Below are 22,536 nucleotides of genomic sequence, written 5' to 3' on the forward strand. Positions count from 1 at the left end.
CCATCATACATGAACGAGACGGCTTTCTGTCAAAGCCGCTGACGCTGAAAAGGATGGAAAATGTCCAGGACCAAAACTGCCGACACGATCGAAAACGTTGAATTCCCGAGCTTCGACGCTTCCAAGGCTACCGACCAGATGCGCGCTTTCGCCGAAAAGGGCGTTGAGCAGTCGAAGGAAGCCTACGCTAAGCTGAAGACCGGCGCCGAGGAGACCCAGAAGGCTCTGGAGTCGACCTACGAGACCGCCAAGACCGTTTCCAGCGACCTGTCGCTCAAGACCATTTCTGCTCTCCGTGCCAATGCCGAGGCCGGTTTCTCACACCTCGAGGCCCTGATCGGCGCCAAGTCGCTGTCGGAAGTCGTCGAGCTGCAGACCGCCTTCCTGCGCAAGCGCGTCGAAATGACCGTCGAGCAGGCCAAGGACTTCCAGACCGTCGCCTCCAAGGCGGCCGAGGATGTCTCCAAGCCGATCAAGACCGCCTTCGAGAAGGCGATGAAGGAAATCAAGGTTGCCTAACATTTGCGCATGATCTGAAGATGCAACAAAAGGTCGCATTTTCTTAAAAACGATCAGGCGTATGATGGTAGCCATCAAGGAATACCCGGCGAGTGGAACCTCCTCCCTCTGCTCCCGGGGTGACCAGCCAGCACCTCCTCCCGCTGGCTCGTAACAGGAAAAGGCCGGCACCTCCTCCCGCCGGCCTTTTTCTTTGTCCGGCGAAAAGTCGATGCTGTTTGTGGGCAAGCGACCTTTGCCTAGCAAAAGTCTTGAATTAAAATCCATTAGCCCGTAAGGACGCATCGCCGAACGACGGAGCGGATCACGGAAAGCGCGCTTTCCACGTGGTCCGGCTCGGTGAACGTGCCGTTGTAGCTCAGATGGTTAGAGCGCCGGATTGTGGATCCGGAGGTCGCTGGTTCGATCCCAGCCAACGGTACCATCGGATTTATAGCTAAAAAATTGAATTCATTATAGAATTTTCGTCCGCCGCTGAGCGGCGAGTTTGCCACCCTCAGCCCGGGATATATCTTTCAGCCGACGGAACGTTTGTAACAGTCCGGTGGTGTACCCATGATCCCCGCATAGGGATCATAAAGGGCGTTGCCCCTCCTGGCCCTAGTTTGAGTCCGCTGTCTCCCCGGCAGCGGACCCGACGATTTCGGTGGCATCCTCTAAACGCAAATGCCCAACGAATTAGCTGGATTCGCGCCACAGAGTCCTTTCCTGGCCACCCATCTCGAACGACTGCTTCGCGCCTCATCTCGGTCGTAGAGGTCAGCCTCGCCGCTTCACGAAAGCGGACATGCTTGCGACCACTTGGAGGTCGTGATTACGCCAGGATCGGGCATTTCCCCTTGCCGGATTTGAAGGCAGTCGATCGGCTCGCATTCTAACCGGCAGCCTTCAGGAGCCCGGCCGAAATGCAGACTGTGGACTGACCTGCATGCTCCATCTCGAGCCGACCGTCTAATGAGCTAACCTCCAAGCTATTCCATTCGAGCAAGTCGCCGTTGACAAGTGTGCGCCTGCTCGTGTTCTATTTCGCAAGCGCACATTTTTCCGCGTAACACATCGCGTCCGGCAAGGCCGGACAAGGGCAGCATGGCCCCGCCGCGTCTCATCGAGCATGGGGTGCGTGTGGGGCCTTTGTTTTTTGAGGTCCGGGTGAAGACGTTCAGGGTCGGTATTCTTTATTCGACCACCGGTCCCTACGGGGCGATCGGGCGCGACTGCCGCGCCGGCGCCGAATTCGCCATCGAGGAACTGGAGAAGGCCGGCAGCCCCGTGCGCATTGAGCCGGTGTTCGGCGATCCGGCCGGACAGCCGGAACGCTACCTCGATCTGATCCGCACCATGCTGCGCGACGAGGGCTGCCGCAATGTCATCGGCACCATCACCTCCCTGTCGCGCAAGGACGTCATCCCGCTGGTCGAGAAGTATGACGGGCTGCTCTGGTACATCTGCCCCTACGAGGGTTTCGAGGCCAACGAGAATGTCATCTACACCGGCGCCTGTCCCAACCAGCATCTGATACCGCTGTTCGACTATATGCTGCCGCGCCACGGCAAGCGCGTCTATCTCGCCGGCGCCAACTATGTCTGGGGCTGGGAGATGAATAGGCTGGCGCGCGAGCTTCTCATGCGCGCCGGCGGCGAGGTGCTTGGCGAGCGCTGTCTGCCGATCGAGGAGACCGAAGTCGGCCTACTGATCGCCGATCTGGAGCGCCACCGGCCGGACTTCATCCTCAACAACATGATCGGCCCGTCAAGCTATGCCTTCCTTGCCGCCGTCAAGCGGCTGGGCGAGCGCGATCCCGCCTTCGCGCCGGAACGCTGCCCGGTGTTGAGCTGCGACCTGACGGAATGCGAGCTGGGTGAGATCGAGCCGGGCGTGGCCGTCGGCCAGTTCTCGACAGCCTCTTATTTCGAAAGCCTGGCGTCGTTCGAGAACCGCGGCTTCAAGCAACGCGTCGCCGCCCGCTTCGGCGCCGAGCGTCGCGTCTCCAGCTTCTTTGCCGGCGCCTACGCCGCCGTGAAACTTTGCGCCGAGGCGGTGTCGGAGGCCGACCGCGACGACCCTGCCAGCGTGCGCGGCTTCCTGCATGCCCGGCCGCGGCAGACTGTGCTCGGCACGCTGGCCATCGATCCGCGCACCAACCACGCCGCCTTGCCCTTCCATCTGGGCCGCATCAACGAGCGCTCCGGCTTCGACATCATCGCCTCGCATGGCGCCATCGCCGCCGACCCTTATCTCGTCGGCACGCTGCCCATCCAGCACGCCCCGCATCTGAGGGTGGTGCAATGACGCGCACGCCCAATTTCGTTTCCTGGCGCGCCGCGATCCTGCATCGCGCCGACGACAACATCGAGCGCCTGAAGCGGCAGCTTGAACGTCTCGGCGTCACCGTTCTGGTGCAGTGGAAGCCGCTCGATCTTGCCGAGACGCCGGCCGATATCGTCCTGGTCGATGCCGATCAGGGGTGGGACGATCTGTTGCCATGGAATGGCGACGATGCACCGGTTCCGGTGGTGGCACTCCTCGGCTCCGAAGCGCCGGGCCGCATCGCCTGGGCGCTGGCCAAGGGCGCCGGCGCGATCATGGCAAAGCCGGTCGTCGCCTCCTCGGTCTATCCGGCGCTGGTGCTTGCCACACATGCCCATCACGAGCGTACCGCTGTGCGGGCGCGCATTGCCGGCCTGGAGGAGCGCTTGCGGCTCAGGCCGATCGTCCATGACGCTATGCGCTCGATCATGGGCGCGCAGGGTACGGATGAGGACGGCGCCTATCGCATCCTTTGTCGCCTCGCCATGCAGCGCCGACTCACCGTCGAGCATGTCGCCGCGGCCATCGTCGCCGGGCATGAGCCCGTGCCGCGGGCGATGTAGGCGCCGCATGCGGGTTTTGCGCGAACTTGTCAGACGGCCTTCCGCCCTGTTCGGGCTGATCGTGGTCGTCATCGTTTTGCTGGCGGCGATCTTCGCGCCCTGGATCGTGCACTTCTCGCCGGACAACCAGCTCACCGACGGCCTGTCGCTCGAAGGCGCACCGCTGCCACCCAGCGGCGAGCATTTGTTCGGTACCGACACGCTTGGACGCGACCTCTTCTCGCGCGTTCTGTTCGGCGCCCGCACGTCGCTGATCATCGGTCTCGTCGCCAATGGCGTCGCCGTCGCGATCGGCCTTCTCGTCGGGCTGCTCGCCGGCTATCTGCGCGGCACCGTCGGCAATTTGCTGATGCGCTTCACCGACCTGATGATGGCATTCCCGGCGTTGCTGCTCGCCATCGCGCTCGCGGCGTTGCTCAAGCCCAGCCTGTGGATCGTCGCCATGGTCATCGCGCTGGTCAACTGGGTGCAGGTCGCCCGCATCGTCTACACAGAAACGCGCGGCCTGGTGGAGCGCGACTTCATCGTCGCCGAACGTTCGCTCGGCGCCGGCAATGGCCGCATCATCTTCCTGCACATCCTGCCGCATCTGATGCCGACAGCGATCGTCTGGGGCACGCTCGGCATCGCCACCACGGTGCTGCTCGAGGCGACCTTGTCCTTTCTCGGCATCGGCGTGCAGCCGCCACAACCCTCCTGGGGCAACATCATCTTCGAGAGCCAGAGCTATTTCCAGGATGCGCCCTGGCTGGTGTTCATCCCCGGCGCGATCATCCTCGCCACCGCCTTGTCGTTCAATTTGATCGGCGACGCCTTGCGCGACATCCTCGACCCGACGCAGCGCGGGAGGCTGTAACGATGGCCGTCTTCCTCGCCCGCCGTCTTGTCCAGGCCGTGCTGATCCTGCTCGGCGTCGCCGCCATCACCTTCCTTCTGCTCTACTACCTGCCGGCCGACCCCGCCGTGCTGATCGCCGGCCGCTCAGCTACGCCGCAGATGGTGGCCGCGATCCGCCATGAGCTCGGTCTCGACCAGCCTTTGATCATGCAGTTCCTGCACTATGTCGGCTCTTTGCTGCATGGCGACCTCGGCCGCTCCTACACGCAGAAGACCGAAGTGCTGCCGCTGATCCTGGCGCGCTTGCCGGCGACGCTGGTGCTCATGGCCGCCGGCATCGTCGTCGAGGTGGCGCTTGGTTTGACCTTCGGCATCATCGCGGCGGTCTGGCGCGGTGGCTTCGTCGACCGTTCGATCATGATGCTGTCCTTCGTCGGCGTCTCGTCGCCGCAATTCGTCGTGGCGCTGCTGCTTTTATACGTCTTTGCCGCCACGCTCGGCTGGTTCCCGATGTCCGGCTTCGGCACCGCGCGGCATGTGGTGCTGCCGGCCCTCACGCTCGGCGTGCTCGGCGCCGGATGGTACGCGCGCATGGTGCGCTCGGCCATGATCGAGGTGCTGCGCCAGGATTATGTGCGCACCGCCCATGCCAAGGGTCTCAGCGGCCGCCGTGTTGTGCTCAGCCATGCGCTGCCCAACGCGCTGTTGCCGATCATCGCCATGGTCGGCATCGACATCGGCCAGTTCATGAGCGGCGTGGTGGTGGTCGAGGCCGTCTATGGCTGGCCCGGTATCGGCCAGCTCGCCTGGCAGGCCATCCAGCAGGTCGACGTGCCCATCATCATGGGCGTCACCCTGGTTTCGGCGCTGGCCATCGTGCTCGGCAATCTGCTCGCCGACTTCATCGCGCCCTTCGTCGACCCGCGCATCCGCAGCCAATAACCAACAAAACCAACAGAGGAGTGAACTCAATGAACAAATTCGCCAAAAGGATGGGCCTGGCGGCCTTGCTCGCCACCTCCGCCCTGGTGCCGGCCAAGCTTGCCTTCGCTGACACGCCGACCAACGGCGGCGACATCATCGTCACCTATAAGGACGACATCGCCACGCTTGACCCGGCCGTCGGTTACGACTGGCAGAACTGGTCGATGATCAACGCGCTGTTCTCGCGCCTCGTCGACTACAAGCCCGGCACGACGGAGCTCGGGCCGGCGCTTGCCGACAGCTACGACGTCTCCGACGACGGCAAGATCTACACTTTCAAACTGCATCCGGGCGTCAAGTTCACCAACGGCCGCGAGGTGACGGCGGCGGACGTGAAGTGGTCGATCGAGCGCGCCGTCAACCCGAMGACGCAAGGCCCCGGCGCCGGCTTCTTCCACTCGATCGTCGGCGCCGACAAGATGACCGCCGGCACCGCCGACACGATGGAAGGCATTACCGCGGTCGACGACCACACGGTCAAGTTCACCCTGTCGCAGCCCGACGCCACCTTCCTCAACGTCCTGGCGCTGAACTTCGCTTCCGTCGTGCCGAAGGAGGCCGTGGAAGCCGCCAATGGCGATTTCGGCAAACACCCGGTCGGCTCCGGCGCCTTCACGCTGAAGGAATGGACGATCGGCCAGCGCCTCGTCTTCCAGAAGAACCCCGACTATTTCGTCAAGGACCGGCCGCATGTCGACAGCTTCACCGTCGAAGTCGGCCAGGAGCCGCTGGTGGCGCTGCTGCGCCTGCAGAAGGGCGAGGTCGATATCGCCGGCGACGGCATCCCGCCGGCGAAATATCTGGAGATGAAGAAGTCGGCCGAGTTCGAGGGCATGATCGTCGACCGCCAGCAGCTCGAGACCAGCTATGTCACCTTGAACACGCAGGTGAAGCCGTTCGACAACGCCAAGGTGCGGCAGGCCGTCAACATGGCCATCAACAAGGACCGCATCGTGCGCATCATCAACGGCCGCGCCACGCCGGCCAGCCAGGTGCTGCCGCCGCTGATGCCGGGCTATGACCAGAACTACAAGGGCTATGCCTACGACCCCGAAAAGGCGAAGGCGCTGCTTGCCGAAGCCGGGTTGAAGGACGGCTTCTCGACGCAGATCTACACCTCCAACACCGATCCGCAGCCACGCATCACCCAGGCGATCCAGCAGGATTTGGCGGCGATCGGCGTCAAGGCCGAGATCAAGGCGGTGGCGAACCCGAACGTGATCGCCGCCGGCGGCACGCAGGGGCAGGCGCCGATGGTCTGGTCCGGCGGCCTCGGCTGGATCGCCGACTTCCCGGATCCGTCCGACTTCTACGGGCCGATCCTGGGCTGCGGCAGCGCTGTTGCCGGCGGCTGGAACTGGTCGTGGTACTGCAACAAGGACATCGACGCCCGCGGCCAGGCCGCTGACGCCATGCCGGTACCGGCCAAGGCCGAGGAGCGCAACAAGGCCTGGGCGCAGATCTTCACCGACATCCAGACCAATGAAGCACCCTGGATCCCGGTCTTCAACGAACGCCGCGTGGTGGCCAAGTCCAAGCGCATGGGCGGCCCGGACGAGATCTACATCGATCCCACCCGCGTCATCGATTACGAAGCGATCTACGCGAACAAATAGGCTCTTCTCATCTCCCGGCGGCAGGCATCCAGCTCACCGCCGGGACCGTCCCATGATGCCGCCTGCACGGGAGGGCGGCTTGCCCAAGACAACGAGAAAAAACCATGTGCGTGAAGTGCGACTACACCATCCATCGCGCCAGTCATCATTTCGGCTGGAACCGCGACTTCGAGCCGGCGCTGACGGCAAGGCCCGGCTCGACAATCCATTTCGAATGTCTCGATTCCTCAGGCGGGCAGTTCAACGCCAGCTCCACGGTCGCGGACGTCAAGACGATGGATTTCGGCAAGGTCAATCCGGTGACCGGACCGGTCTATGTCGAGGGCGCCAAGCCCGGCGATGCGCTGAAGATCACGCTGCGCCATTTCGAACCGTCGGGCCTCGGCTGGACCGCCAACATTCCAGGCTTCGGCCTGCTCGCCGACCAGTTCGAGGAGCCGGCGCTGCACATCTGGAAATATGACGCCGCCGCGATGACGCCGGCACTCTTTGGCCCTGGTGGCCGCGTACCGCTAAAACCCTTCGCCGGCACGATCGGCGTGGCGCCTGCCGAACCCGGCCTGCACTCGGTCGTGCCGCCGCGCCGTGTCGGCGGCAATCTCGACATCCGCGACCTTTCGGCTGGCACCACGCTCTATCTGCCGGTCGAGGTCGTGGGCGCGCTGTTTTCGATCGGCGACACCCATGCCGCTCAAGGCGACGGCGAGGTCTGCGGCACCGCCATCGAGAGCCGTATGGATGTCGAGGCGACGATCGAGCTGGTAAAGGACGCGCGGCTCCAAAGTCCGCGCTTCACCACGCCGGGACCGGTGACCCGCCATCTCGACGCGGCCGGCTACGAGGCCACCACCGGCATCGGGCCGGACCTGATGACCGCGGCGCGCGAAAGCGTCATGCGCATGGTCGACCTGCTTGCCGCGGAGCATGGGCTGAAGCCGGTCGACGCCTACATGCTCTGCTCGGTTTGCGGCGACCTGCGCATCAGCGAGATCGTTGACATGCCGAACTGGGTCGTCTCGTTCTACTTCCCAAGAATCGTCTTCAATTGATGGCGGATGCTTCCGGGCCAAAGCAGGATGCCGTCCTGACCGTCGACAAATTGTCGGTGGACGCGCTGACGCCTGAAGGGGCGAGGCGCGTCATCGACGGCATCAGCTTTGCCTTGGCGCCGGGCGAGACATTGTGCATCGCCGGTGAGTCCGGTTCGGGCAAGTCGGTGACGGCGCTTTCGATCATGCGGCTGTTGCCGCGCACCTCGCTGCGCATCGCCGGCGGCGACATCAGGCTCGATCGCCAGAGCCTGCCGCTCCTGTCCGAGCGCGCCATGCGCGATGTGCGTGGCGGCGAGATCGCCATGATCTTCCAGGAGCCGATGACCTCGCTCAATCCGGTACACTCGATCGGCGCGCAGCTGACCGAGGCGATCCGCACCCATCAGGGCGCGGAAGGCGCCAGCATCGAAAGCCGCGCCCGTGCCATGCTCGACGTCGTCCAGATCAACGACCCGGCGCGGCGCATGAAGCAATATCCGCACGAGCTCTCCGGCGGCATGCGCCAGCGCGTCATGATCGCCATGGCGCTGTCCTGCCGGCCGAAAGTGCTGCTGGCCGACGAGCCGACGACGGCGCTCGACGTGACCGTGCAGGCGCAGATCCTGAAACTGATGCGCGAGTTGAAGCGGGAATTCGGCACCGCCATCATCCTGATTACCCACGACATGGGCGTCGTCGCCGAGATGGCCGACCGGGTGGCCGTGATGCGTGACGGCCGCATTGTCGAGGCAGGCCCGGTGCTCGACATCTTCGAGCGGCCGCAAGCCGAGTACACGCGCGAGCTGCTCGCCGCCGTGCCGCGCCTCGGCGCGCACGCCGCGACCGACGCGCCGCCGAGGGTCACCGCCACCATCCGACCAGCCGCGCCAGAGGGCGCCGCGCCGGTGCTGTCGGTCAAGAACCTCGTCGTCGATTACGGCGCTTCCGCCAGCCTTTTTCGTCGCCGCGCCGCCGAGGCGCCGGCGGTGCAGGACGTCTCTTTCGACATCATGCCGGGACAGACGCTCGGCCTCGTCGGTGAAAGCGGTTCCGGCAAATCCACCACAGGCAAGGCCGTGCTCGGCCTGGTGCCTTTCACGGGTGCAGTGACCATCGGCGGCACGGCCATCCAGGGCCTTTCCGCCGCCGCGATGCGGCCGGTGCGCCGCGCCGCGCAGATGATCTTTCAGGATCCCTACGCCTCGCTCGACCCGCGCATGACAGTGGGCGCTGCCATCGCAGAACCGCTCGTCATCCATGGCATTGGTGCCAAGGGCGACCGCAACGAGCGTGTGGCCTCGCTTCTGAAGCACGTCGGCCTCGCCGCCGATCATGCCACGCGCTATCCGCATGAATTTTCCGGCGGCCAGCGCCAGCGCATCTGCATCGCCCGAGCGCTGGCACTCGAGCCGAAGCTGATTGTCGCCGACGAAAGCGTTGCGGCCCTCGACGTGTCGGTCCGGGCGCGCGTGCTCGACCTGATGCTTGAGCTGCAGGAGACGCTCGGGCTCTCCTATCTGTTCATCTCACACGACATGGCCGTGGTCGAGCGCATGAGCCACAACGTCGCCGTCATGCGCGCCGGCCGCATCGTCGAGGCTGGCGCACGCCGCGCGGTGCTGTCGTCACCGCGCGAAGCCTACACGCGTGAACTGATCGCCGCCGTGCCTATACCGGTCCCACGCGTCGCAAACCCACAGAAGTAGTGTTACAGAGACCGGCGCACCAAATCATCTCGGCCGGGTTCCTCGGTGGCGGGTGGGTGGCTAGTGGCCCTACCGACCTTGGCTAGTTTTTCATGGACTGAACCTGCCAGCCATCGGAAGGAGGAGTAGCCGCGGGAGCGTGTAGTTCTGCAAGTGACGTCCGCTTTGCGCCTCATGTCGGCCGTTCAGGCAATCCGCACTATCCTCAAGAAGCGGACGTCGATTGTTTCAACGTGAGGACAAGTTGCGAAAGCTGCCGGACGTGCCCCCCGAGACCCCTGCGGCACCAACATGTTCAGTGCTGCGGGCGGCTCAGCGTAACAATGCCTTCGACGTCCTGGCGGGTACGCGCGAAGCGCTTGAGCACCAGAGGGTCGTGCCCGGGGACGATGTGAGCGGGGGAACTGGCGAGTTGTTTCATACGCTCGACCCCGAAGATCACATCGCTCAGCCGGTCAAAGACGGGAAAAGGTTTTTCGCGTTCCATGTTGGCGTAGAAATGGGCTGCGTCCGACGCGATCACGACCGCGCCGTTGTCGGTCTCCACCCGCACGACCTGCAATCCGCGCGAGTGGCCGCCAACCTTGTGGAGCGTTATGCCGGGCGCGATCTGCGACTCGGGGTCGTGGAAGCAGACCTTTCCGGCAAAGACGCGTCGTACCATGGTTGACACGTCTTCCGCCTCGAAGGGATGGCGCATCGCATGGTGGCACATGCAGCGGCCGGTCGCGAACTCCATCTCCGCATCCTGCAGATGAAAGGTCGCGTTCGGGAACAGATGATGGTTCCCGCAATGGTCGTAATGCATGTGGGAGATGATGACGTCGCTGACGTCGGCGTGGTTGATGCCGATTGCCGCCAGGCCGGCATCGACGGGTCTGACGACACTGCGCCCGCGTTTGTCGCCGGTCGGCTTGTCGAAGCCGGTGTCGACGATGAAGGTGCGTTTCTCCCCAACGATGGCCCAGACGAAGTAGTCGAGCGGCATCGCAACATCATGCGTATCGCCGCCGAGGAAATTCTCACCCGAGCGGCGTTCGAAATGGCCGTAGCGAACGGCATGGATTTCATAGCGTCCGGGATCACCCATGATCAGCTCGCTTTGGCGACATCTGTGGTCTTGGCAGAACCGACTTCTACATGCGCCCATGTCTCGACCGTCTTGACCATACAGGTAAAATCGGAATCAGGCCCGTAGAGTTGGTTCGTCACGCTGAGCAACTGGCGCACGGCACTGCCCACCACCATCGGCACGCCCATTGCCTCCGCCTCATCGACGCACAAGCGTACATCCTTGAAGGACAGGCCTGTCGCGAAACCGAAATCGAAGGTGCGTGGCAGGACAGATTTTGGGAACTTGTCCTCGGTGGCGCTGTTGCGGCCGCTCGAGGCGTTGATGACGTCGATCATCACCTTCGGATCGAGGCCCGCCTTGACGCCCATCACGACCGCTTCGGAGGAGATCGCAAGTGCTGCCGCCGCAAGCAGGTTGTTGGCAAGCTTCATGGTCTGGGCGGAGCCCTGAACCTCGCCCATGAAGAATATCCGGCCGAAATTCTCGATCACCGGCCTTGCCGTTTCGAAGGCAGCCTTCGGCCCCGACACCATGACGGCCAGGGTGCCGTTGCGCGCTCCCTTCAATCCTCCGCTGACGGGCGCGTCGATCATGGCGATACTCTTGGCAGAAAGGCCTTCGGCAACCTTGGCGGCCGTGCGCGGACCCGTCGTCGAGATGTCGATGAAGATGCGAACCGCCTTGCCCTCGGCGATACCGCCTTCGCCGAGCACCACCTTTTCCAGGATCTGCGGGCTGGGCAGACTGGCAAAGACGATCTCCGCATTGTCGGCAACATCGCGCGCACCGGCGGCGGCTTTCGCGCCCGCATTGGTCAACTCCGCAACGGCTTTGCCGTCGACGTCGTAGACAGTCACTTCGTATCCGGCCTTGATGAGACGGGTCGCCATCGGCGTGCCCATTTTTCCGATGCCAACAAAGCCGATTTTCAGGGTCGACATGATCGCTCTCTCCTCTTTCGGGGCCTATTGCCCATGGTGCTTGGTCTCGATCTCTGGGATCGCATTCCGTCAGGTCGTTTCCACCGTGGGCATTTCGAGCGCCTGGCCTGTTCGCGGCACGAGAAGTTCCGCTATGTCCACGACCTTCAATCTGTCGGCCACGCCGAGCGCATCGATCGCGGCGGTGTACATCACCTTGTCCTTCGGGCAGGCGACGACGAAATAGGCGATGTCGCCCAGGCTCAGCGCTTCACGGATGCGGTTCTCGCTCGGCCGCTCGGTCACGCCGTCGTCGCCTTGCCAGATGCGGCCGCCGCCGGCGCCGCAGCAGAAGGAATTCTCGCGGCAGCGCGGCATGTCATGAAGCGTATAGCCGGCGGCGCGGATCAGCTCGCGCGGCGCATCGAAGCCGCCATTGTAGCGCCCAAGATAGCAGGGATCGTGATAGGTGACCCTGGCGCCGTCGGCGACGTGCAGATCGAGTTTTCCCGCCGCGATAAGTTCCGCCAGCAGCGCCGTATAGTGCAGCACCTCGAACGCCACACCGAAATGCTGATAGTCGTTCTTCAGCGCATTCAGGCTATGCGGATCGGTGGTCATGATCCGCTTGAAGCTGCACGCCTTGATCTCGTCGATGTTGGACTGCGCGAGCGTCTCGAACAGACCCTCTTCGCCGGCACGCCGCACATCGTTGCCGCTGTTGCGCTCGGCATCGAAGAGAATGCCGAAGTCGACACCGGCCGCGGTCAGCAGTTCTGCAACCTTGCGGGTGATTTCCTGAACGCGCGGATCGTAGGACGCGTAGTCTCCGACGAACCACAGAACGTCGACGGGTTCCTCGCGCGCGTCCTTGACCGGAAAGCCGAGCTCCCGGGTCCAGCGCGCCCGCATCTTGGAAGGCTTGCCCATGGAATTGCCGAGACGGGTCAGGTTTGATAGCGCCTCCTGCAGACCGGGGCTGACATGGCCTTCGTCGACCAGATGACGGCGCATGTCGATGATCTTGGGCAGATGTTCGATCTCGACCGGGCATGCCTCCATGCAGGCACGGCAGGTGGTGCAGGCCCACAGCGTCTCCTCGGAAATCACCCCGCCGACCAGCAGGGCCGCCGATGATCCTGCGGCAAGCGCGTCGCGCATGTCGGTGATCAGCAATTTCGGGCTGAGCGGCAGACCGGCCGCATAGGCTGGGCAGACCGCCTGGCAACGGCCGCATTCGGTGCAGGACAGAAGGTCGAGCTGCTGTTTCCAGTCGAACTGCCCCAGGCTGTCGATGCCTGGAGTCTCACGCGCTTCCGGGACCGCGGGCGCCAGGCCGCGCGGTTCGAGGCTGCGGAAGTAGATGTTGGGCGCGGCAAGAAACATGTGCCGGTGCTTCGAACCGGGGATATAGACAAGGAACGCCAGAATGGCGCCGATGTGAACCCAGTAGAACAGCTCTTCGCCCGCATGCGCCGACATGCCGGCACGATCGAGCAGTCCTGCCAGCGCCGACGCGACCGGCCGCCACGAGCCGTCGGCGCCGCCGACTATGCGCGCCGCCGCCTCAAGCAGCAGAGACGCCACGATCAGGACGATCAACACATAGATGATTGCCGCGTCACTGCCGCTCGAGCCGTCGAAGCGGGCAGGCCGCAGCACGTAGCGCTGATAGAGGGCAAGTCCGACGCCGACCAGCATCAGCACCGAAAAGATATCCTGCAAAGCGGCGATCCAGGTTTCGCCCCCGATGGGCGCAAGTGAGAACCCGGGAAACAGCCGCGAGCCGAAGGCATCGATCGTGGCGGTGAACAGCACGAAGAACGAAATGAAGATGATTGCGTGAAGCACGCCGGAGAGCGGCTTGCGGAGCATTTTCCGGTGCATGCCGATGGCGACCATCACGCCCTGGAGACGCAGCATCGGGCGGTCGAAGCGGGCCGCTGCCGGTGCATTGGCAAGAGCAACCGCGTAACGGCGCGAGCGCCAGGCCGTCAATGCGAGTGCTGTGATGACCAGGATCCAGAGTGGCAGGGTCGATGCCATCTCAACGGGCAGAGCCGGCCCGCAGCCTGTCGCTCAAATTGGCGACGAGATCGAACAGGTCACAGGTCGCGCCGTAATGCGCGACATTGAAGATGGGGGCCTTCGGATCGGTGTTGACGGCAATGATCAGGTCGGCCTGCGACATGCCCTCGAGATGTTCGGGCGCACCGGACACGCCGAGCGCCAGATAAAGCTTCGGCTTCACCTTCTGGCCGGATTTGCCGACCTGGCGCAGCTTGGGCAACCAGCCATTGTCGACGACAGGACGGCTGCCGGCGATCTCCGCCCCCAGCATCGTCGCCAGATTGCGCGCAAGGTCGATGCTTGCCTCGTCGCCGATGCCGCGGCCCACGCACACGATCCTCTCGGCTGTCGTCAGATCGACGTCGGCATAATCCGGCACGTCGATGGCTACCATCTTCACCTTGCCGCCGGCGAGCGCCGGTTCGGCATCGATCGTCTGCACGCTCACGGCGGCGATCGGGCCCGGCACTGCCTCCGCGAAGGCACCTGGGTTGATCATCAGAATGGCGGGCAGCGGCACTTCGCATTCGGCGAGTATCTTGCCGCCATACATCTGCGCGACGACCGTCAGGCTTTCGCCACGCCGCTTGATTTCATTGACATAGGAGACGAGCGGCCAGCCGGTTCGCGCTGCGATGTCGGCTGCCACGTCCAGTCCGTTTGCCGAATAGGGAACCAGGACCAGGCCAGGGCTCTCGGCGGTGATGACATCGCGCAGAAGCAGCGCATAGGTCTCGGCGGGAATAACATCCGATTTTGTGGCCCGGGCCACTATCAGGCGATCGGCGGCACCGAAGGAAGCGGATGCGCCTTGTACGTCACCGCCGGCGAAAAAGGCGACGACCTCGTCGCCGGCCTGGGCGAGCGAACGCGCCGCCGCGATCATTTCGAGGGAGAAGGCTTCGATCTTGCTGGAGTGGCCTTCGGTACAGGCAATCAATTTCATGACTTAGTTCCTTGCCAGGCCTTTGGCTGCCAGGATGGTGACCAGACGATCCGCTACTGTCTCGGCATTGCCGCCCAGGTTCTCGCCGGAGCCGCCCTGGACCGGCAGGCGCAATGTGATGATCTCGGCGGAACGCTCGAAGCCTGACGATTCTGGAGTGGCGCGGCCGATCGGCGTCTTGGACGCCTCGCGAAGCTTGCTGCCGGAAACGTAGCGCGGCGCCTTCGACGCCGTCTGCACGCCCAGCACCGCCGGCGTGGCCAACTCATAGGTGACGGCGACACCCGCGCCGCGCTCTTGCGTGACCCGAAGCACGGCGCCGTTCGCAACGATACGGTTGGTTCCCGACACATGCGGCCAGTCGAGCAGCGCGCCGACATAGGGCGCGAGCTGGCCAAAGACATCCTCGCTCGATTGAACGCCGCACAGAACCAGGTCGGCCGACTTCGCTCGCGCCATCGCAGCGATGGACGCCGCGATCTCGCGTGAGGAGATCATGGCGTCCTCCTCGGACTGCAGCGCCACGGCTTCGTCGGCACCGCGCGCGGCAGCCATCTGCAGGACACGGTTGGCGCCTTCGCCAACGGCCACCGCTGTCACCTTCGCGCCGCCGGCTTCCTTGAGCAGGATTGCTTCCTCGAGGGCATGATCGTCGAAATCGTTGAGCTGGAAATCCAGCCATTCCCGATCGATGCTGCGGCCGTCCTCGGCGAGCTGCAGCTCGCCCGCGGAATCCGGGATCATGCGCAAGATAACAAGAATATTCACGGCCTCTCCTCCGACGGAACGCACCTCAAGCGCCCGGCACCGGCTGCTAGATAAGTCGTATTCTTCGCCGCCCCCAATGGCGAAAAAGGTAATAGCAGCTATTACAAGACGGCAGATTGACGATCGTGGGTAATCGACTGCTAATTTGGGTCAAATCGCTTTCAATCGAATTTTCCTGAATTGGAGGTTGTCAGGAAAATAGTCGTGCGATTTGCCCGGGATATAAACATCTATTGTTTGTTTATACTGTCTCGTGTGCACGAATATTTGAGGAGAGTTTTAGGCGCTCTGTCGAGCGTTCAGGAGGAGGAACCAATGTCAATAAAGAGCATACTAGACCACAAGATTTCTCGTAAGAGCTTCATCCGGGGCATGCCGGCCGTGGCGGCAGCCATGGCCGCTGCACCGGCCATCCAACTCGCCCAGACCAGCGCAGCCGTCGCTTCGGAGCCGGAAACGAAGCCCGGCTACTATGGTGCGCCACGCACCTGGATGTGGAACCCCAATGCCAACAGCATGGTCGACACGTCGAAGTGGAAGAAGGCGGGTCCCTATACGATCGGCTTTTCCAATGCGTCGATTTCCAATGCCTGGCGCGTCGCCTTCCAGCATGGCGTCCTCTGGTCGGCCGGCCAGCATCGCGACGAGATTGCCCATCTTCTCGTCACCGACGCCAACGACGATCCCTCCAAGCAGATTGCCGACATCCAGGATCTGATCAGCCAGGGCGTCGATATTCTCCTCATTGCGGCCTCTACCGAGGACGCGCTCGATTCCGTCGTCGGCCGCGCCACGGAACAGGGCATTCCCGTCGTCATGGTCGATCGCAAGGTGAAGACGCCGGCCAACTACATCACCTACGTCACGGCATCCGATTGGGCGCTGGGCCGTCTCGAGGCACAGTGGCTGTGCGAGACGCTGGGCGGCAAGGGCAACATCGTCATGCTGCCAGGCATCGCCGGATCCAGCGTCGCGGAAATCCGCATCAAGGCGAACGAGGAAGTGTTCTCCAAGTTCCCCGGCATCAAGGTGCTGGAAAAGCAGTATTGCGACTGGAATCCGGCCACCGGCAAATCGGTGATGGCCGCGCTGATCCAGAAGCACGGCAAGGCCATCGACGGCGTGCTGTCCGACAGTGCGCTGCAGGGCTATGGCGCGATCGAGGCGTTCCTCGACGCCGGCTACAAGGACGGCGAATTTCCGCCGATCACCGGCGGCGATGTTGCGCGGATGTATCAGCTGGCCAACCAGCACAACATCAAGATGGTCGGTATCGACTATCCGACGTCGATGGGCATCACCGGCATCGAAACGGCGCTCGATGTGCTCAAGGGCATTTCGGTTCCCGACAAGGTCGAGGTCAGCTTCCAGGTGGTGACGTCGCCTGGCGCCGATACGGTGTCCGTCAAGGGCGACCGGCATCTGCTCGACCATGTCAGCATGAGTGACCCGGGTGACCTGTCGCCAAGCAACGGACTGCCGGCGGGATACAACCCCAGCACGTTCAATCCCGACTATCCGAAGTGAGCCTCCCAGCTCAACCGGGTGCGCGTCCAAGGACGCGCACCCGGGTGTGATTTGATTGTTTTGAGCGTCGGATAATGTCCATTTCTGTTATCGAACTCAGCCAGATCGAGAAGGAGTATCCCGGCGTAAAACCCCTGGACAAGGTCGATTTCGCCGTACAGCCAGGCGAGATTCACGCCCTTCTCGGTGAGAATGGCGCTGGCAAGTCGACCCTTATCCGCGTCATGGGCGGGGCCGTGAAGCCGAATTCCGGCGCCATCACCTATCTCGGCAAGCGGGTCTCCTGGCAATCGCCAAAGGCCGCGCGCGCCGCCGGCATCCATGTCATTCATCAGGAACTTGCGCTTTTTCCCGAACTGTCGGTGGCCGAAAACATTCTGATCGACGCACAGCCTCGCGGCCGGTTTGGGCTCATCTCCAATCGTGCCCGCCACGCCCGCGCCGCGGAAATCCTCGCCCAGCTCGGGGTTAGCATTCCCACGCACGCAAGGATCGACGAACTGCCGCTTGCCGACCAGCAGATGGTCGAGATTGCAAAAGCGCTGGTCGGCAAGGCCAGGCTGCTCATCCTGGACGAACCGACCGCTGTCATTGCCGGCCATGAGGTCGACCTTTTGTTCGAGAACATGCGCAGGCTGCGCAACGAGGGCGTCGGCATCGTCTATGTCTCGCATCGGCTCGAGGAAATTTTCGAGATCGCCGACCGGGTAACAATCCTGAAGGACGGCCAGGTCGTCGGCATGAGCCCGGTGGGCGAGATCAGCCGCGAAGAGATGATCACCAAGATGGTTGGCCGCAGCCTCGGCCAGATCTATCCGGCGCGGCGCGCGGCGCCGGCGGATGGGCCGGACATCCTCAGCGTTCGCAACCTGCGGGCCGGTCCGCGCGTACGCGACGTCAGCCTGAGCGTGAAGGCCGGAGAGATCGTCGGCGTGGCCGGCATGGTCGGCTCGGGGCGCACGGAAGTCGCGGAGGCCATTTTCGGCGCGCGCGCCGTCGAAGGCGGGGTGATCGAGTTCGACGGCAAGCCGTTCCCAAAGAGAGTGCCGAAGGATGCCATCGCCGGCGGCCTCGGTTTTCTGACCGAGAACCGCAAGGACGAGGGCCTCTTTCTTGGCCTTCCGATTTCCGCCAACATCATGGCGCCGGACCTCCAGGGCATCACGAAATATGGCCTGATCGACCGCTCGCGGGAGCGTGCGCTGGCCGAGCGCCAGATCCACGATTTCTCGGTCGCAACACCTTCGCCTGATGTGAAGGTCGGCAATCTGTCTGGCGGCAACCAGCAGAAGGTGCTGTTCAGTCGCTGGTCCAGGATCGCCAATCGGCTGCTCATCCTCGACGAGCCGACACGCGGCGTCGATATCGGCGCCAAGGTCGAGATCTACCGCATCGTCCGGCGTCTGGCGGATTCGGGCGTCGGCGTCCTGATGATCAGTTCCGAACTGCCAGAAATCGTTGGTCTGTCCGACAGGGTCTTCGTGATGGCCCAGGGCCGCGTCGTGGGCGAAGTCGAAGGCGACGCTCTCGGCGAGGAGGTAATCATGGATCTCGCGGTAAGATCGATCGAGCGTCACAAGGCGCCAGCGGAGGAGATCGCATGAGCGCCATCGCCATGGATATTCGCCGCAACCGGCTGATGATGTCGTACCTGATCGTTGCGGTGCTGCTGGTCGTGCTGGCTGTTGCCGGCGGTTTCCTGTCCGACCGCTTCCTCACTTGGCGCAATGTCGGCAATCTGTTCCAGCAGCTTATCGTGCTGGGCATGGTCAGCCTCGGCCAGACCTTCGTCGTGCTGATGGGCGGCATCGACCTGGCGATCGKCTCGCTGGTGAGCGCGCTGACGGTCTTCCTGGCGAACTTCCTCGAATGGCGGCCGGACCTGGTCTGGCTGGCGCTGCCGCTCGCCCTGGTGGCCGCGACCGCTGTGGGGGCGCTCAACGGGCTGCTGACGGTTGTGCTGCGCGTCCATTCGCTGATCGTAACGCTCGGCATGTCTTCTGTCATTTTCGGCGGCACGCTGATGTATCGCAAGGAGCCCGGCGGTTCGGTGCCGCGCGCCTTCGCCGACGTCGCCTATGCCAAGGTCGCCGGCATTCCGGTCAGCGCCATCATCCTCGTAGCCATTTTCGCCCTGGCCGGCCTCTGGCTGCAGCGGACCCGTTCGGGCCGCAGCATCTATTTCGTCGGCGGTGATCGGGAAGCGGCAAGGCTGAACGGCCTGCCCGTCGACCGCATCGTCGTGCTTGCTTACGCGCTGTCCGGCCTGTGCGCCGGCATCGCGGCGATTTTCCTCACCGCCCGCACCGGTGTTGGCGATCCGCGCATCGGTACTGCGCTGACACTTCAATCGGTGACGCCTGTCGTGGTCGGCGGCACCATACTGGCCGGCGGCAGGGGCGGCGTGCTTGGCACGTTCCTCGGCGTACTGCTGGTCACCATGCTCAACAATTTGCTGAATTTCGTGAACGTCTCGTCCTACTATCAGTGGGTCATCCAGGGTCTCATCATCATCATCGCGGTCGGCATCCACACTTCGAGGCGGAGATAACGATGGCGCCTCTCGACACTCCGATGCCGCGCTCACGAGGCCTGTCGCTCGCGACCATCTTCGAACGCTATGGGCTGGTGATCTTCCTGGCGGTGCTGATGGCGGTCGCTGCGGCGGCGTCGCCGACCTTCCTGCGGCCGGCCAACCTGGTCAATGTGCTGACCATCGCGGCACCGCTCGGCATGGTCGTGATCGGCCAGACATTCGTGATCCTGGTGCGTGGGCTGGACCTGTCGGTGGCGTCCCTGATGGCCACGGTCGCGGTGCTGGCGACCGCCTTCAAGGCCACCACCAACGACGCCATTCCGCTGATCTTTCTGGCGGCGATCGTCTTCTCGGCCATTGTCGGCTTCCTGAACGGATGGCTGGTGGCCAGGCGCAACGTCAGTCCGTTCCTGGCGACGCTGGCGATGATGATCATCCTGCAGGGTATCCGCTTCGCCTACACCGGCGGTGCGCCGATCAGCACCTTGCCGCCTGGCATGGGCTTTCTGGCCTCCGGGCGCATTCTTGGCGTTCCCGTTAACCTGATGACGCTGGCGGTGCTGGCGATTGCTTTTGGCATCGTGCTGCATCGCTCGCGCCTCGGACGCGAGATATTCATGGTCGGAACCAACCCCAAGGCCGCGTTCCTCAACGGCGTCGCGCCTGATCGCGTGATCATCCTGTGCTACGTGATCTGTTCGGTCTGCGCGGGAATAGGCGGGCTGTTCCTGCTCGGCTATGTCGGCACCGTTTCGAACTGGGTCGGCCAGGGCTACGAACTGGACTCCATCGTCGCCGCCGTCATGGGCGGTGTCGCGCTGACCGGGGGGCGCGGCAACATCTTTGCGGCGCTGCTTGGCGTGGCCGTGCTGATGGTGATCAACAATCTCGTGCTGCTGCTAGGATTTCCGATCGAGATGCAGCTCATCATCAAGGGCATCATCATCATCGGCGCGGCGGCGTTTTACCGGACGCGCCTCGTCTGACACGATGTTGCCATTGGACCGCAAGGGAGGAAGAAAATGACCGTTGAAGTTCTGGCGGATCGCAGTGCACGGGCAAGGCGCGACGAGGAAGTCGATGTCGTGATTGTCGGCGCCGGTCCATCCGGCTCGGTCGCAGCCCTCCATCTGGCGCGCGCCGGCATTTCCGTCGTCGTGCTCGAGCAGGGCGAATGGCCGGACTATGCCGACTATACGGGTGCCCGTCCGGAGCACGAGCTTGTCAGCACCAAGCTCTGGCATCCCAATCCCAACGTCCGCGACAATCCCAACGACTATCCCGTCGACACCTCGACGACGGACATCAACCCGCTGATGTATGCCGGCGTCGGTGGCAGCGCGACGCTCTACGGCGCGCAATGGATGCATTTCCTGCCGTCCGACTTCCGCGTGCGCTCGATGGATGGCGTGGCCGAGGACTGGCCGTTCACCTATGAAGACCTGTTGCCCTACCAGCTCGAGATCGAGCGCGAAGTGGGCGTGTCTGGCCTTGCCGGCGATCCGGCCTATCCGCCGCGCGGCGCCTATCCCTTTCCGGCGCTCCCCATGGGCTCCGTCGGCCAGCGCGGTGCGCTGGGTATGGAGAAGATGGGCTGGCACTGGTGGCCCGGCAGCAACGCCATCCCGTCGGAGAAGTTCGGCGAACTCAATCCCTGCGTGCGCCGCGGAACCTGTCTGACGGGCTGTCCGGAGGGCGCGAAATCGACGACCGACCGGTCGCATTGGCCACTGGCCCTGAAGGCCGGCGCGCGGCTCATCACCCGTGCCCGTGTCAAGGAGATCGAGACCAACGACCAGGGACTGGCGACCGGCGTCGTCTATGTCGACGCGAACGGGCGCGACCGGCGCCAGCGCGCCAAGGTGGTCATCCTGTGCGCCAATGGCGTTGGCACGCCGCGGCTGCTGCTGATGTCGGGAGGAGCCAGGAATCCGGACGGCCTTGCCAATTCGTCCGGCATGGTCGGCAAGCGTCTGATGATGCATCCGTTCGCAAGCGTACTCGCATCATATGAGGACCCCCTCGATTCCTGGCGCGGCCCCTTTGGCCAGCAGGTCTATTCGCTGGAATTCTACGAGACCGACGAAAGCCGCGGCTTTGTGCGCGGCTCGAAATGGAACTGCATGCCGTCGGGCGGACCGGTCGGCGTATCCGGGGCGACCGGTTCCAAGGTCTATGTCGCCGAAAGCGGCCGGTTCCAGGATTTCTGGGGCGCCAACCTCCATGAAAATGTAGCCCGCCGCTTCGGCCACTCGCTGATCTGGGGCATCGTCGGCGAAGATCTTCCGGAGGAAAGCAACCAGGTGGTGCTGTCGAAGGATCTGGTGGATTCCGATGGCCTGCCGGCGCCGCAGATCGTCTACAAGGTCAACGAGAACTCCAACCGGCTGCTCAAGTTCAACATCGACCGCTGCCTGGAATCGGTGCGCGCCGCCGGCGCCATCGAGACGCTGGTTTCGACGCCGGTGCGTGAATCCGGTTGGCATCTCATCGGCACCACCGTCATGGGCGGCGACCCCAAGCGCTCGGTCGTCGACCAGTGGGGCGCCTGCCACGACGTGCCGAACCTCTACGTCATGGACGCCTCGACCTTCCCGACCTCGGGCGCCACCAATCCGACAGCGACCATCATGGCCGTGGCGCTGCGCAACACGCGCCGCATGATCGCCGAGCGCCGCAACCAGAAGGTGGCCTGACATGTCGAATGAGAACGCCTTCCTTGCACTCGCGGACTTCCTGATCCCCGCGCATGGCAAGATGCCGAAGTTCAGCGACGTCTGCGGTTACGCCGATGTCGAGAAGTCCCTGGATTTTCGGATTGATCTAAAGCCGGGCTTTGCGCGCGGCGTCGCGGTCGATCCGGCCTCCGGCGCCGAAGCTCGTCTGGAAAGCCTCAACAAGGAGGATGGCGAAGCCTTCTCGGCGATCACAACCATTGCCATCGCCACCTACTATATGAGCCCGCGCGTGCGCGAGCTGATCGGCTACCCGGGCCAGGAGAACGTCCCTTACGATTCCAAGGCGACGCAGATCTATCTGACCGACGGCTCGCTCGGCCAGGTGGTCGCACGTGGCCGCAAATATCGGCCGACACCCGGCCTTTGATCTCCCAATCAACTGGAAAGGACCAT

At 63.6% G+C, this 22,536-nt stretch carries 19 protein-coding genes and 1 tRNA gene; 15 read left to right on the plus strand and 5 right to left on the minus strand.

Features of this window, described 5'->3' with window-relative positions; all coding sequences use genetic code 11:
- Positions 1-60 precede the first annotated feature (60 nt).
- From AC1D0I_RS08450 to AC1D0I_RS08490, 9 genes are all read left to right on the plus strand, one after another.
- A complete protein-coding gene (locus AC1D0I_RS08450) occupies positions 61-519 on the plus strand; it encodes a phasin (RefSeq protein WP_095088547.1) in 459 nt (152 codons plus the stop codon).
- Positions 520-866: 347 nt separating this feature from the next.
- Positions 867-943, plus strand: a tRNA-His gene (locus tag AC1D0I_RS08455).
- 725 nt (positions 944-1,668) lie between these two features.
- A complete protein-coding gene (locus tag AC1D0I_RS08460; RefSeq protein WP_477394315.1) occupies positions 1,669-2,808 on the plus strand; it encodes a transporter substrate-binding domain-containing protein in 1,140 nt (379 codons plus the stop codon).
- Complete coding sequence (locus AC1D0I_RS08465; protein WP_477394317.1) at positions 2,805-3,389, plus strand: ANTAR domain-containing response regulator; 585 nt, start codon at positions 2,805-2,807, stop codon at positions 3,387-3,389. Before AC1D0I_RS08460 ends, AC1D0I_RS08465 begins: the two co-directional genes overlap by 4 nt.
- 7 nt (positions 3,390-3,396) lie before the next feature.
- Positions 3,397-4,245, plus strand: coding sequence for an ABC transporter permease (locus tag AC1D0I_RS08470; RefSeq protein ID WP_457152773.1), 849 nt, complete (start codon positions 3,397-3,399; stop codon positions 4,243-4,245).
- 2 nt (positions 4,246-4,247) lie between these two features.
- The gene (locus AC1D0I_RS08475; RefSeq protein ID WP_095088311.1) at positions 4,248-5,168 is read left to right on the plus strand and encodes an ABC transporter permease; all 921 of its coding nucleotides are present in this window, start codon (positions 4,248-4,250) and stop codon (positions 5,166-5,168) included.
- A gap of 29 nt (positions 5,169-5,197) precedes the next feature.
- Positions 5,198-6,826, plus strand: a complete 1,629-nt coding sequence (locus AC1D0I_RS08480) for an ABC transporter substrate-binding protein (protein WP_477394319.1) — start codon at positions 5,198-5,200, stop codon at positions 6,824-6,826.
- A 104-nt stretch (positions 6,827-6,930) separates the two neighbouring features.
- A complete protein-coding gene (locus AC1D0I_RS08485; protein ID WP_477303093.1) occupies positions 6,931-7,875 on the plus strand; it encodes an acetamidase/formamidase family protein in 945 nt (314 codons plus the stop codon).
- Complete coding sequence (locus AC1D0I_RS08490) at positions 7,875-9,563, plus strand: ABC transporter ATP-binding protein (protein WP_477394321.1); 1,689 nt, start codon at positions 7,875-7,877, stop codon at positions 9,561-9,563. Before AC1D0I_RS08485 ends, AC1D0I_RS08490 begins: the two co-directional genes overlap by 1 nt.
- A gap of 295 nt (positions 9,564-9,858) precedes the next feature.
- Here AC1D0I_RS08490 and AC1D0I_RS08495 read toward each other — a convergent pair whose 3' ends face one another.
- The 5 genes from AC1D0I_RS08495 to AC1D0I_RS08515 form a co-directional block, all read right to left on the minus strand.
- Positions 9,859-10,713: an N-acyl homoserine lactonase family protein gene (locus tag AC1D0I_RS08495; protein WP_477394323.1), complete on the minus strand. Its 855-nt coding sequence runs from the start codon at positions 10,711-10,713 to the stop codon at positions 9,859-9,861.
- Positions 10,656-11,579, minus strand: a complete 924-nt coding sequence (locus AC1D0I_RS08500) for an NAD(P)-dependent oxidoreductase (RefSeq protein ID WP_477394325.1) — start codon at positions 11,577-11,579, stop codon at positions 10,656-10,658. Before AC1D0I_RS08500 ends, AC1D0I_RS08495 begins: the two co-directional genes overlap by 58 nt.
- Before the next feature lie 69 nt (positions 11,580-11,648).
- A complete protein-coding gene (locus tag AC1D0I_RS08505) occupies positions 11,649-13,604 on the minus strand; it encodes a heterodisulfide reductase-related iron-sulfur binding cluster (protein WP_477394327.1) in 1,956 nt (651 codons plus the stop codon).
- Position 13,605: 1 nt separating this feature from the next.
- Positions 13,606-14,574 carry an electron transfer flavoprotein subunit alpha/FixB family protein gene (locus AC1D0I_RS08510; RefSeq protein WP_477394329.1) on the minus strand — a complete coding sequence of 323 codons (969 nt, stop codon included), beginning with the start codon at positions 14,572-14,574 and terminating at the stop codon, positions 13,606-13,608.
- Between the two features lie 3 nt (positions 14,575-14,577).
- Positions 14,578-15,342, minus strand: a complete 765-nt coding sequence (locus AC1D0I_RS08515) for an electron transfer flavoprotein subunit beta/FixA family protein (protein ID WP_477394330.1) — start codon at positions 15,340-15,342, stop codon at positions 14,578-14,580.
- A gap of 315 nt (positions 15,343-15,657) precedes the next feature.
- Between AC1D0I_RS08515 and AC1D0I_RS08520 the strand changes: the two genes are divergently transcribed.
- The 6 genes from AC1D0I_RS08520 to AC1D0I_RS08545 all read left to right on the plus strand — a co-directional run bounded on the left by AC1D0I_RS08520 (position 15,658) and on the right by AC1D0I_RS08545 (position 22,510).
- On the plus strand, positions 15,658-16,869 hold the full coding sequence (locus AC1D0I_RS08520) for a substrate-binding domain-containing protein (RefSeq protein ID WP_477394332.1): 1,212 nt from the start codon (positions 15,658-15,660) through the stop codon (positions 16,867-16,869).
- 74 nt (positions 16,870-16,943) lie between these two features.
- Positions 16,944-18,473, plus strand: coding sequence for a sugar ABC transporter ATP-binding protein (locus tag AC1D0I_RS08525; RefSeq protein ID WP_477303111.1), 1,530 nt, complete (start codon positions 16,944-16,946; stop codon positions 18,471-18,473).
- Positions 18,470-19,420: an ABC transporter permease gene (locus AC1D0I_RS08530; protein WP_477394334.1), complete on the plus strand. Its 951-nt coding sequence runs from the start codon at positions 18,470-18,472 to the stop codon at positions 19,418-19,420. The genes AC1D0I_RS08525 and AC1D0I_RS08530 overlap by 4 nt, the downstream gene beginning before the upstream one ends.
- A gap of 2 nt (positions 19,421-19,422) precedes the next feature.
- On the plus strand, positions 19,423-20,391 hold the full coding sequence (locus AC1D0I_RS08535; RefSeq protein ID WP_457152921.1) for an ABC transporter permease: 969 nt from the start codon (positions 19,423-19,425) through the stop codon (positions 20,389-20,391).
- A gap of 36 nt (positions 20,392-20,427) precedes the next feature.
- A complete protein-coding gene (locus AC1D0I_RS08540; RefSeq protein ID WP_477394336.1) occupies positions 20,428-22,101 on the plus strand; it encodes a GMC family oxidoreductase in 1,674 nt (557 codons plus the stop codon).
- Position 22,102: 1 nt separating this feature from the next.
- Positions 22,103-22,510 (plus strand): hypothetical protein, encoded by a 408-nt coding sequence (locus tag AC1D0I_RS08545; RefSeq protein ID WP_477394338.1) that lies wholly within the window; start codon positions 22,103-22,105, stop codon positions 22,508-22,510.
- Positions 22,511-22,536 lie beyond the last annotated feature (26 nt).

It is taken from the genome of Mesorhizobium sp. P2_D1 (assembly GCF_056404455.1).

Bases quoted from the DNA above. Each gene is read 5' to 3' on its own strand.
- AC1D0I_RS08450 (WP_095088547.1), top strand. From the start codon at position 61: ATGTCCAGGACCAAAACTGCCGACACGATCGAAAACGTTGAATTCCCG.
- AC1D0I_RS08465 (WP_477394317.1), top strand. From the start codon at position 2,805: ATGACGCGCACGCCCAATTTCGTTTCCTGGCGCGCCGCGATCCTGCAT.
- AC1D0I_RS08470 (WP_457152773.1), top strand. From the start codon at position 3,397: ATGCGGGTTTTGCGCGAACTTGTCAGACGGCCTTCCGCCCTGTTCGGG.
- AC1D0I_RS08475 (WP_095088311.1), top strand. From the start codon at position 4,248: ATGGCCGTCTTCCTCGCCCGCCGTCTTGTCCAGGCCGTGCTGATCCTG.
- AC1D0I_RS08485 (WP_477303093.1), top strand. From the start codon at position 6,931: ATGTGCGTGAAGTGCGACTACACCATCCATCGCGCCAGTCATCATTTC.
- AC1D0I_RS08490 (WP_477394321.1), top strand. From the start codon at position 7,875: ATGGCGGATGCTTCCGGGCCAAAGCAGGATGCCGTCCTGACCGTCGAC.
- AC1D0I_RS08495 (WP_477394323.1), bottom strand. From the start codon at position 10,713: ATGGGCGCATGTAGAAGTCGGTTCTGCCAAGACCACAGATGTCGCCAA.
- AC1D0I_RS08500 (WP_477394325.1), bottom strand. From the start codon at position 11,579: ATGTCGACCCTGAAAATCGGCTTTGTTGGCATCGGAAAAATGGGCACG.
- AC1D0I_RS08505 (WP_477394327.1), bottom strand. From the start codon at position 13,604: ATGGCATCGACCCTGCCACTCTGGATCCTGGTCATCACAGCACTCGCA.
- AC1D0I_RS08510 (WP_477394329.1), bottom strand. From the start codon at position 14,574: ATGAAATTGATTGCCTGTACCGAAGGCCACTCCAGCAAGATCGAAGCC.
- AC1D0I_RS08520 (WP_477394332.1), top strand. From the start codon at position 15,658: ATGTCAATAAAGAGCATACTAGACCACAAGATTTCTCGTAAGAGCTTC.
- AC1D0I_RS08525 (WP_477303111.1), top strand. From the start codon at position 16,944: ATGTCCATTTCTGTTATCGAACTCAGCCAGATCGAGAAGGAGTATCCC.
- AC1D0I_RS08535 (WP_457152921.1), top strand. From the start codon at position 19,423: ATGGCGCCTCTCGACACTCCGATGCCGCGCTCACGAGGCCTGTCGCTC.
- AC1D0I_RS08540 (WP_477394336.1), top strand. From the start codon at position 20,428: ATGACCGTTGAAGTTCTGGCGGATCGCAGTGCACGGGCAAGGCGCGAC.
- AC1D0I_RS08545 (WP_477394338.1), top strand. From the start codon at position 22,103: ATGTCGAATGAGAACGCCTTCCTTGCACTCGCGGACTTCCTGATCCCC.